Genomic DNA, 10614 nt, shown 5'->3' on the forward strand with positions numbered 1-10614 from the left:
CCCGGCGCCGGCTTCGGGTAGTTCCACGCGCACGCCGAACGCACCTCGTCTCCGCCCCGGACGTCGAGATAGCGTGCGGCGCCCTTGAACTCGCAGAACGACGAGCCGTCGGCATCGACGAGCGAGCCGGCCGCGAAGTCCGCGATCGGGAGATAGTAGACCGGCGGATGGCTGGTCTCGAGCACCCGCACGGCGTCTCGGGTCTCGGCGATGAGCTGCCCGCCCAGACGGATCGTGACCGGCGCGGTGACGCGCTCGACGCGCGGCGGCCGCGGGTAGTCCCAGACGGACTCCTGTCCTGGTCCTGGGGTCTTCGGGCGCGGTCGGGGCACCTGTTCACTCTACGTCGGCGGTGCTTCACTGGGGGTATGGCCGCCTCACCGATGTTCCCGCTCGGATCGGTTCTGTTCCCCGGCGTGCCGATCCCGCTCCGGGTGTTCGAGCCGCGGTATCTCAGGATGATCGGGCGGCTTCTCGACGAGGACGAACCGGGGTTCGAGTTCGGCGTCGTCCTCATCGAGCGCGGGTCCGAGGCCGGGGGTGGCGACCAGCGCGCCTCGGTCGGGACGATGGCTCGTCTCGTGAGCGCCACCGCGGGCGCCGACGACCTCGTCGTCGTCGGAGTCGGGACCCGGCGGTTCACGGTCGAGCGCTGGGTCGACGAGGATCCGTACCCCAGGGCCGAGCTCTCGTCGCTGCCGGCGCTGGAGTGGTCCGAGGCGCTCGCACCGCTGCGGGCCCAGGCGGAAGCGATCGTCCGCCGTGCGATCGCCCGCGTCGAGGAGCGGCAGTCGGATGCCGATCTCGAGCTCTCGGACGACCCCGTCGCCGCCGTATGGCAACTGGCGGCGATCGCCCCGCTCGGCGAGTACGACCGGTACACCCTGTTGAGGTCGACATCGATGGGGGGACTCCTCCGTCAGACGATCGATCTGGTCCTCGAGGCCGAGGAGCTCCGGGCCGCCCCGTGAGCCCTCTGTAGACGGGCCAGGAGCTCTGGTCCTCTGCGTGGACAGGAGGAACCCACCGCCGCCGCGTAGGCTCGGGTGCATGACGACCTCCTCCACCGCCTCCCTCCGTCGCGTGGGCGGCCTCGCCGTGGCCGCGGGCTCGCTCTTCCTGACCGTCGGATCGGGGGCCTGGTTCGTCATCTCGAAGCAGCTCCGCGACGAGAAGATCGAGGTTCCGGGCAACGCGCCCGCGTTCGCCGGCAGGACGGTGCAGGGCCCCGTGACGGCCTACGTCGAGGCCCTCGTGATCAAGGGCAACGCCGAGCGGGGTGCCGGCGGCCGCACGTTCGCCGACATCAGCGCCGCCCTCCGCCAGGTCGAGTCCGGCAGCGACGAGGAGCGCGCCCTGCGCGGCCAGAGCGCGTCGCTCGCCACCGCGGCCTCGCTCCGCACCTCGCTCATGACCTCGGTGCTCGCCTTCGGCGTGAGCGCCTTCGCCGCGGGCCTCGGCGCCCTCCTCCTCATCGCCGGAACCCAGCTCCGCCGCACCCGCGACTGACGACGCCCGCGCCCGCGTCGAGCACCGCCGCGCCCACGACGATCTCGCTCGCCGGGGTAGCGCCACCTGCGCCACAGGGGAGGGTTTGGCGCAGTTGGCGCTACCCGGCCCGCCTCCGAGAGAGCCCGAGGCGCACGTGCTTGGTACTGTGACGGGACACGTCGCCGAGAGACACCGGGGGAAGCGCGATGCCTGAGACCCAGAACTTTCACCACCACGAGCAGCGGCAGCACCGCCAGCGCCACATGATCACCGTGGTGAAGAACGGCCGGCTCAACCCCGACGTGCGGCTCTGGACGGGCCTCTCGGCCATTGCGGTGGCCGGCCTCATGGTGGTCGAGTTCCTCGTGCAGGCCCTCCTCGTGGGCGCGCGGCCCACCCTCGACGACAGCGCGGCACTCGCCGACTTCATGGCGCGCACCGCCAACCAGACCCTCTTCACGATCCTCATCGACACGTTCCTCATGGCGTCGCTGATCGTGTTCCTGAGCGGATTCCGCCAGCTCATCACCCACACCCGGCCCGACCTGCAGTGGATCGCCGACATCGCGTTCGCCTCGGGCCTGCTCTTCATCGCGGTCACTCTGGTCGGCGACGCCATGGAGGGCGGCACGGCCCTCGACACCATGGGCCTCGCTCCGGATGCGTCGTCGCTCCGGGCGCTGACGGTCGGTCACACCCTCATGTTCGGCTCCATCGGCTGCACGCTCAACGCCCTCGTGGCGGCGGCCTCCGGCTACCTCATCGTCACCTCGGAGGCCTTCCCGCGGTGGACGGGCTGGCTCGCCTACGCGGTCGCCGCCCTCAACCTCCTGAGCGTGCCCACGATGTTCGGCGGCACGAGCCCCGACTCGTTCTTCGCCGCCGGGGGAGCGGCCACGGCCATGCTCGCGACGTTCCCGTGGCTCGTCTGGGTGGCCTGCATCGGGCTCGTCGCCATCCGCGACCGGCGCCGCCTCGAAGACCTGCCGCACGAGGTGAGGGCCGCCGCAGGCAAGCCGGGCGGCACCACCGCGACGGCGGTCTAGAGCCCCGGCACGAGGGCTGCCCGAAGCCCCGGGCTCAGCTGCTCCGGCACGTCGACGTCGACCGCGAGCGCCTGGAGCGCCGTGGAGTAGTAGTTCCGCACGGCAGCCGCCAGGGTGATGTCGACGATCTCGCGGTCGCTGAAGCCGTGCTCCCGCAGGGCGGTCGAATCCGCCTCCGTCATCGCCGCCGGATGCGTGCTGACGGTCTCGGCGAACGTCATCATGGCGACCTCGGCGGGGGAGAGGATGCCGACGCGCCCCGCCTCGCGATGGTCGCGGGCGACGACCTCGAGCTCCGCCTCCGTGGCGAGCCCGAGCGACAGCACCCGGGAGCCGTGGGCCAGCCGGCAGTGCGCCGATCCGGTGCCCTTGGCCGCGGCGAGGGTCACGAGCTCGTAGCGGCGGAGGCCCAGCTGCGCCACGACGGCGCGCACGAGCCCCTCGAACGCGACCACGGCCTCCGGGTTCACCGCCATCACACGGGTGTGGGTCGCCACGTGCCCGAGGCTCCGCACGTCGTCGTGATAGAGCTCGGCCACGAGACCCTCGGCCTCGCCGTCAGGGGTCGTCCGGATGATCGTCATGCCGCCATGGTGCCACTACGGCTTGCTGGAGGAAAGCTCCTCTTCGGTCCAGCGCTCGTCGCCGGTGAGGGCGTCGCCCTCGGCGTCGGCCTGGGACTCGGCAGCCTCGTCGGAGCCCTCGGCCGCGGTGTCGGTGGCCGGCACGGCGCCCTTCTTGGGCTTGACCTCGCGCGGGCCGCGGCCCGGCGTGTACACCGACGGCTCGAGGCCGGGGTGGCGGCGCGACTGCACCACGAAGAGCACGATGCCGAGTGCGATCGCCACGAACGAGGCCCACACGTTCGCCGGGATGCCGAGGAAGGTGTCGGTGGTCGGGTCGATGCGGATGGCCTCGAGCCACGAGCGGCCGAGCCCGTACCAGACGAGGTAGAGGGCGAACAGCTTGCCCCAGCGGAGCTGGAACTTGCGCTCCAGGGCGAGCAGCAGCACGATGCCGGCGACGTTCCAGATGATCTCGTAGAGGAAGAGGGGGTGGAACAGCGTGCCCTCGGCGAGCCCCGCGGGGAAGGCCGGGTTGGTCGACTCGATCTCGAGGCCCCAGGGGAGCGTGGTCGGCAGGCCGAACAGCTCGTGGTTGACGTAGTTGCCGAGGCGGCCGATGGCCTGGGCGGCCAGCATCGCGGGCGCGAGAGCGTCGGCGAACGACCACAACCGGATGCCCGCGAAGCGGCAGCCGATCCACGCGCCGATCGCTCCGCCGATGAGCGAGCCGTAGAGGGCGTTGCCGCCGTCCCAGATCGCGAAGATGTTGAAGATGTTCGCACCGGGGTAGAAGTAGTCGCCCATGTGCGTGAACACGTGATAGAACCGGGCTCCCACGATGCCGAGCGGCACCGCGAACAGCACGATGTCGATGACGACACCGGATTCGCCTCCGCGCTTGGTGAGCCTCTGGTTCACCATCAGCATCGCCACGATGATGCCGGCGAGGATGAAGAGGGCGTAGAGGTGGATCGTGAGCGGGCCGATGTTGAACGACTGGAACACCGGATCCGGGCTCGGGATGCTGAGCGGAGTGATTGTGGGCACGCTGAATTCTAAAGGTTCTGGCGCAATGCCGCAGAACTGTAGCCGATCTCGCACTTGACGGCTAAGCTTGAGACAGTTGTTGTGTTACCCATGAATCTTGAATAGGGTCTTCTTCCTCGATTTCTGTCGAGAGCGAGAGGGCTTGTTTTTCTGAGGAGCGGAACAAAGTGCACCGCGACGGTAGGCCCCGACAGGCGGGGCCGCTTACCTCGAAAAGAGAAAACAATGCCTCAAGGCACCGTGAAATGGTTCAACTCCGAAAAGGGCTTCGGCTTCATCTCCCCCGATGACGGTGGAGAAGACGTGTTCGCCCACCACTCCGGCATCACCGGTTCGGGCTACAAGAACCTCGAAGAGAACCAGCGCGTCGAGTTCGACGTGACCCAGGGCCGCAAGGGCCTGCAGGCTGAGAACATCACCCCCCTCGGCTAAGGTCTCCGACCTCTTCGAAGAACCCGCGTCCGCTTCGGCGGCGCGGGTTCTTCTCTTTTTAACCGGCAGGTACCGGCCGATGTGCGGACGATACGCAGGTTGACCGCGTAGGTTGAAGACATCTTCTAGGGCAATTGCTCAGCACCGCGGCTGTGAAGCCGATTCGATACCAGTGAGCAGGCCTTTGAGCATCTCGAACTCCACTTCCCCGCGTGCCACCCTCCCGCGCAAGACCGGCGCCGCCCACCCCACGGCCGCTTACTCAGAGCTCCTCACCACGGTGCGAGACATGGGTCTGCTGCGCAAGCGCCGCACCTTCTACTACGTGGTGTTCGGCGCGCTGCTGCTCGCCCTCGGCGGCGCGGCCGCCGGCTTCGTGCTGCTCGGCGACAGCTGGTTCCAGCTGCTCATCGCCGGGGCTCTCGGCCTCATCTTCACGCAGTTCGCGTTCCTCGCCCACGAGGCCTCGCACCGTCAGGTGTTCGAGTCGAACAAGGCCAACGACCGCGCCGGCCGCACGCTCGCGACCGCGTTCGTGGGCATGAGCTACGCCTGGTGGATGTCGAAGCACACCCGCCACCACGGCAACCCGAACACCGTGGGCAAAGACCCCGACATCGACATCGACTTCGTGTCGTTCACCCCGGAAGACGCCGCGACCCGCAAGGGCGGCTGGGCACTGCTCACCCGCAAGCAGGGCTGGCTGCTCTACCCGCTCCTCCTGCTCGAGGGCCTGAACCTCCACTTCCTCTCGTTCAAGACCCTCTTCGGCAAGAAGCCCGTCGAGGGCCGTCAGCTCGAGCTGTGGTTCATCGGTGTTCGCCTCGTGGCCTACGTGGCCGTCATCTTCTACTTCCTGCCCCTCGGCATGGCGTTCGCCTTCCTCGGTGTGCAGCTGGCCGTCTTCGGGCTCTACATGGGTGCATCCTTCGCCCCCAACCACGTGGGCATGAAGGTCTTCCCCGCCGGTTCGCGGGTCGACTTCCTCTCGAAGCAGGTGCTCTCGTCGCGCAACATCAAGGGCAACTGGGGCATGACCATCTTCATGGGCGGCCTCGACCTGCAGACCGAGCACCACCTGTTCCCGAACATGCCCCGCCCGAGCCTCGTGAAGGTGCGGCCGATCGTGCGGGAGTACTGCGAGACGCACAAGATCCCCTACACCGAGACCTCGTTCTTCGAGGCGCACAAGCAGGTCGTCACCTACATGAACAAGGTCGGGCTGTCGGCTCCGGACCCGTTCGACTGCCCGCTGGTCAACCAGTACCGCACCCGCCGGGCGTGAGCTCCGCCCGTCCCGGCTATCCTGCTGGGGTGAGCTCCTCGCGCACCGGCGCAGCCGGCCTCCTGACCCCGGCCCTGACCATGACCGGCGCCATCGCTCTGGCCCTCGCGCTGGCAACCGTGCCAGCGGCAGGGGCGTCGGCGCACGACGCCCTCGAGTCGTCGGCGCCCGCCGCGGGCGAGTCGATCAGCACGGATCCGGGCACGGTCTCGCTCACCTACTCCGACACGCTGATGGCGATCGGCGAGACCACCGACGGCTTCGCCGTGCAGGTCACCGACGCCGAGGGCATGCACTACGAGAGCGGATGCGTCGCGATCGCCGACTCGTCGGTCACGACCCCGATCGCCCTGGGCGACGCCGGTGGCTACACGGTCACCTGGCAGGTCGTCTCCTCCGACGGCCACCCCACCTCGGGGCAGTACGAGTTCGACTACTCCCCGGCCACGTTGGATGGTGCGCACGACGGCCTGACCGATCCGGCCGTCTGCGGCGAGCCCTGGGCGGGAGAGCCCGATGGCGCCCCCGTCGACGAGCCCAGCACGGCCGCGTCGCCGGCACCGGTCGACGAGGCCGGCAGTGCCGCGACACCGACGCCCGCAGCCGAGACGTCCGACTCCGACTCCGCCGCCGCGTCGGCGGTCGACGCCGACCTCTCGGCAGCGGCCCTCCCCGGCTGGGCCGTGGTGCTGATCGTGCTCGCCGGCCTCGGCGTGCTCGCCGCCATCGTGGTGCTCGTGCTGCGCCGGATGCGCGCGGGTGGCGACGACCGGCGCTGACCGGCGCTATGCTCGATCGCGTAGCACCCCTCAACTGAATACCGCTGGCCACTAGGCCGACGCGGGAGAGCCGGCGCGAACCTCCACGGAGGCGACTGCGACGGCACCGAAGGAGCAATCCTCCCCGATAATCTCTCAGGTCCTCGTACCGTGTCGAACTGGCCACTCTGGAAAGCAGTCCGCGGCTTCGACGGCGGCTCGCCCACGGTGAAAGCGACGGCCCCGCCGTCGTGAAACTCTCAGGCACGATGACAGAGGGGGAGTTCTCGGAGCGCATCTGCGCTCCCGACGCCCACGAGCCGTGACGCTCGTGGGGAAACGGAGAACTCGTGACCTCGACCGCACCCCGATCCTCCCCGCTGCACAGCGTGCACGCGGCGGCGGGCGCCTCCTTCACCGACTTCGCGGGCTGGCAGATGCCGGTGCGCTACTCGAGCGATCTCGCCGAGCACCACGCCGTGCGCACGGCCGCCGCGCTCTTCGACCTCTCGCACATGGCCGAGTTCCGGGTCTCGGGTGAGGGTGCTGCCGCGTTCCTCGATGTCGCCCTCGCCGGGAAGCTCTCGGCCATCGAGGTCGGCCAGGCGAAGTACTCGCTCCTGCTCGCCGACGACGGCGGGATCATCGACGACCTGGTGGTCTACCGCACCGGCGACGTCGATTTCCTCGTGGTCGCGAACGCCTCCAACCGGGAGCCCGTCGCCGCCGCGCTCGAGGAGCGCGTCGCGCTGGCGACCTCATCCGCCGGGCCGTTCGAGCTCGCCGACGTGAGCGACGACACCGCTCTCATCGCCGTGCAGGGCCCCGCCTCCCGGGCGATCCTCGAGGCGACCGCGGGCCTCGACGCCGTCGGCATCGACGCGCTCCGCTACTACCGGGCCATCCCGGCCTCGTTCGAGGGTGCACCCGTGCTGCTCGCCCGCACCGGCTACACCGGGGAGGACGGCTTCGAGCTCTACCTCGAGCCCTCCCGGGCCGAGGCGCTCTGGCAGGCCGTTTCCCTGGCCGGCGATCCCCTCGGCCTCGTGCCGGCGGGGCTCGCGAGCCGCGACACGCTCCGCCTCGAGGCGGGCATGCCGCTCTACGGTCACGAGCTCGGCCTGCACACCCAGCCCGTGCAGGCCGGGCTCGGCCGGGTGCCGGCGCTCGGCAAGCCCGCCTTCGTGGGCCGCGAGGCCCTCGAGCGCGGCCCCGGAGCCGACGCGCGGGTGCTGGTGGGCCTCGAGGGCGACGGCCGCCGCGCCGCGAGGGCCGGCTACCTCGTCTACGCCTCCGACGACTCGACCACGCCGATCGGCGAGGTCACGAGCGGCGCGCTCTCGCCGACGCTCGGCAAGCCGATCGCCCTGGCCTACGTCGATCCCGGGTTCCAGGAGCCGGGCAATCTGCTCTCCATCGACATCCGGGGCACGCGCCTCGGCTACCGCACCACGACCCTCCCGTTCTACCGCCGGAAGAAGGACTGACATGACCGAGAACACCGACCTCCGCTACACCGCCGAGCACGAGTGGGTGCTCGTCGAGGGCTCCGTCGCCACGATCGGCATCACCGCCTACGCCGCGGCCCAGCTCGGCGACATCGTCTACCTCGACCTCCCCGAGGCGGGCACCGAGATCTCCGGCGGCAGCGTCGTGGGCGAGATCGAGTCGACGAAGTCGGTGGGCGAGCTCTTCGCTCCCGTCGACGGCACCGTCGTGGAGACGAACGCCGCCGTGGTCGACTCGCCCGAGCTCGTCAACAGCGATCCGCTCGGCGAGGGCTGGCTGATCAAGGTCGAGTTCACCGAGCTGCCGACCCTGCTGAGCGCCGACGAGTACGGTGCGCTCACGGGCGCCGGGGCCTGATCGCCGATGACCGACACCGCACGCCGCACCGGCACCGGCACCGGCACCCAAGGCCTGACCGAGACCGCCCGCCGCACCGACCTCTTCGCCTCCCGCCACATCGGCACGGACGCCGCGGCTCAGCGGCACATGCTCCAGACGATCGGCTACGACACGACCGCCGACCTCATGCGCGCCGCCGTGCCCACCGCCATCCAGTTGGACCGCTCGCTCGCCGACTCCCTCGTGCCGCCGGCCGCCACCGAGCGCGAGGCCGTCGCCGAGCTGCGCGCCCTCGCCGGGCAGAACCGCGTGTCCCGCTCCTACCTCGGCCTCGGCTACTACGACACCGTGACCCCCGCGGTGATCAAGCGGAACGTGCTCGAGAACCCCAGCTGGTACACGGCGTACACCCCCTACCAGCCCGAGATCTCGCAGGGGCGGCTCGAGGCGCTGATCAACTTCCAGACCATGGTCGCCGACCTCACCGGTCTCGCCACCGCGAACGCGTCGATGCTCGACGAGGCCACGGCCGCCGTGGAGGGCATGCTGCTCGCCCGCCGCGCGTCCAAGAGCCGCTCGAACCGCTTCCTGGTCGACGCCGACGCGTTCCCGCAGACCATCTCGCTCCTCCGCGACCGCGCCGAGGCCGTGGGGATCGACATCGTCGTGACGGTGCTCGACTCGGTCGACCACCCGTCGCATCCGCTCTCGGGCGCCGACGTCGACGCGTTCGGGGTGTTCGTGCAGTACCCGGGCGCCTCGGGGCGCCTCTGGAACCCCGCCGAGGTGATCGGCACCGTGCAGGCCGCCGGCGGCATCGCCGTGGTGGCCGCCGATCTGCTCGCCCTCACGCTCGTGACCTCGCCCGGCGAGCTCGGCGCCGACGTCGCCGTCGGCACGAGCCAGCGCTTCGGCGTTCCCATGGGGTTCGGCGGCCCGCACGCAGGCTACATGGCGGTGCGCGCGGGGCTCGAGCGTCAGCTCCCCGGTCGCCTCGTGGGCGTGAGCGTGGATGCGGCGGGCCACCCCGCCTACCGGCTCAGCCTGCAGGCGCGCGAGCAGCACATACGCCGGGAGAAGGCCACCTCGAACATCTGCACCGCGCAGGTGCTCCTCGCCGTGATGGCGGGCATGTACGCGGTCTATCACGGTCCCGAAGGGCTCCGCGCCATCGCCGAAGGCGTCAACGGATCGGCACGGGACCTCGCCGCGAGGCTCGCGTCGGCAGGTCACGAGATCGTGCACGCCGACTTCTTCGACACGCTGCTGGTGCGGGTGCCCGGCCGAGCGCGTGGCCTCGGGGCCGACGCGCACGAGCACGGGCTGCTGATCGGTGTGGTCGACGACGACACCGTGCGGATCGCGCTCGACGAGACCACGATCGAACGCGACCTGCTCGAGCTCGCCCACGCCTTCGGCGCCGGGAGCGCCGAGCCGTCCATCGCCGAGCCGTCCATCCCCGAGCCGTCCATCCCCGATGGCCTCGTGCGCTCGAGCGAGTACCTCACGCATCCGGTGTTCAACACGCACCGCTCGGAGACGAGCATGATGCGCTACCTCAAGCGCCTCGCCGACGCCGACTACGCCCTCGACCGGGGCATGATCCCGCTCGGCTCCTGCACCATGAAGCTCAACGCCGCGAGCGAGATGGAGGCCGTGACCTGGCGCGAGTTCGCCGGCATCCACCCCTTCGCCCCGAAGGCCGACGTGGCAGGCTACCTCGAGCTCGTGCGCCAGCTCGAGCAGTGGCTCGCCGAGGTCACGGGGTACGACTCCGTGTCGCTGCAGCCGAACGCGGGCAGCCAGGGCGAGCTCGCCGGTCTCCTCGCCATCCGCGGCTACCACCGCTCGCGGGGCGACGAGGCGCGCACCGTGTGCCTCATCCCCTCGAGCGCGCACGGCACGAACGCCGCGTCGGCCGTGCTCGCGGGCATGAAGGTGGTCGTCGTGGCCTGCGACGAGCTCGGCAACGTCGACCTCGACGACCTGCGGGCGAAGATCGAGGCCCACAGCGCCGATCTCGCGGCCCTCATGATCACCTACCCCTCCACCCACGGCGTCTACGAGCACGAGGTCACCGAGATCTGCCGTCTCGTGCACGAAGCGGGCGGTCAGGTCTACGTCGACGGCGCCAACCTCAA

General features: G+C 70.2%; 12 protein-coding genes and 1 riboswitch. Of the genes, 9 read left to right on the forward strand and 3 right to left on the reverse strand.

Features of this window, described 5'->3' with window-relative positions; all coding sequences use genetic code 11:
- Window positions 1-332: DUF427 domain-containing protein (locus Q0D57_RS17825; RefSeq protein WP_291046582.1), on the reverse strand; the 332-nt coding region annotated here is incomplete at its 3' end.
- Window positions 333-368: 36 nt separating this feature from the next.
- Between Q0D57_RS17825 and Q0D57_RS17830 the strand changes: the two genes are divergently transcribed.
- The 3 genes from Q0D57_RS17830 (at window position 369) to Q0D57_RS17840 (ending at window position 2537) form a co-directional block, all read left to right on the forward strand.
- Complete coding sequence (locus Q0D57_RS17830; protein WP_291046584.1) at window positions 369-971, forward strand: LON peptidase substrate-binding domain-containing protein; 603 nt, start codon at window positions 369-371, stop codon at window positions 969-971.
- Window positions 972-1050: 79 nt separating this feature from the next.
- Window positions 1051-1509 (forward strand): aromatic ring-opening dioxygenase LigA, encoded by a 459-nt coding sequence (locus Q0D57_RS17835; protein WP_291046587.1) that lies wholly within the window; start codon window positions 1051-1053, stop codon window positions 1507-1509.
- Window positions 1510-1697: 188 nt separating this feature from the next.
- Window positions 1698-2537: a hypothetical protein gene (locus tag Q0D57_RS17840; RefSeq protein WP_291046590.1), complete on the forward strand. Its 840-nt coding sequence runs from the start codon at window positions 1698-1700 to the stop codon at window positions 2535-2537.
- Here the strand turns inward: Q0D57_RS17840 and Q0D57_RS17845 are convergent.
- The gene (locus Q0D57_RS17845; RefSeq protein WP_291046592.1) at window positions 2534-3121 is read right to left on the reverse strand and encodes a carboxymuconolactone decarboxylase family protein; all 588 of its coding nucleotides are present in this window, start codon (window positions 3119-3121) and stop codon (window positions 2534-2536) included. The two genes, Q0D57_RS17840 and Q0D57_RS17845, sit on opposite strands and share 4 nt — an antisense overlap.
- A gap of 15 nt (window positions 3122-3136) precedes the next feature.
- Entirely contained in the window at window positions 3137-4141 is a 1005-nt protein-coding gene (gene lgt / locus Q0D57_RS17850) for a prolipoprotein diacylglyceryl transferase (protein ID WP_291046603.1), read from the reverse strand.
- Window positions 4142-4375: 234 nt separating this feature from the next.
- Here lgt and Q0D57_RS17855 point away from each other — a divergent pair, with 234 nt between their 5' ends.
- From Q0D57_RS17855 to gcvP, 6 genes are all read left to right on the forward strand, one after another.
- Window positions 4376-4582, forward strand: a complete 207-nt coding sequence (locus tag Q0D57_RS17855) for a cold-shock protein (RefSeq protein WP_259530705.1) — start codon at window positions 4376-4378, stop codon at window positions 4580-4582.
- Window positions 4583-4871: 289 nt separating this feature from the next.
- Window positions 4872-5867 (forward strand): acyl-CoA desaturase, encoded by a 996-nt coding sequence (locus tag Q0D57_RS17860; protein WP_366518641.1) that lies wholly within the window; start codon window positions 4872-4874, stop codon window positions 5865-5867.
- A gap of 29 nt (window positions 5868-5896) precedes the next feature.
- Window positions 5897-6646: a copper resistance CopC family protein gene (locus tag Q0D57_RS17865; protein WP_291046596.1), complete on the forward strand. Its 750-nt coding sequence runs from the start codon at window positions 5897-5899 to the stop codon at window positions 6644-6646.
- A gap of 52 nt (window positions 6647-6698) precedes the next feature.
- A riboswitch (glycine riboswitch) is annotated at window positions 6699-6807 on the forward strand.
- Window positions 6808-6975: 168 nt separating this feature from the next.
- A complete protein-coding gene (gene gcvT / locus Q0D57_RS17870) occupies window positions 6976-8112 on the forward strand; it encodes a glycine cleavage system aminomethyltransferase GcvT (RefSeq protein WP_291046598.1) in 1137 nt (378 codons plus the stop codon).
- Between the two features lies 1 nt (window position 8113).
- Window positions 8114-8491, forward strand: a complete 378-nt coding sequence (gene gcvH / locus Q0D57_RS17875) for a glycine cleavage system protein GcvH (RefSeq protein ID WP_291046600.1) — start codon at window positions 8114-8116, stop codon at window positions 8489-8491.
- 129 nt (window positions 8492-8620) lie between these two features.
- The coding region (gcvP, locus tag Q0D57_RS17880) for an aminomethyl-transferring glycine dehydrogenase (RefSeq protein WP_291046610.1) at window positions 8621-10614 on the forward strand (1994 nt) is incomplete at its 3' end.

Source organism: Herbiconiux sp. (genome assembly GCF_023264895.1).
Classification (GTDB): domain Bacteria; phylum Actinomycetota; class Actinomycetes; order Actinomycetales; family Microbacteriaceae; genus Herbiconiux.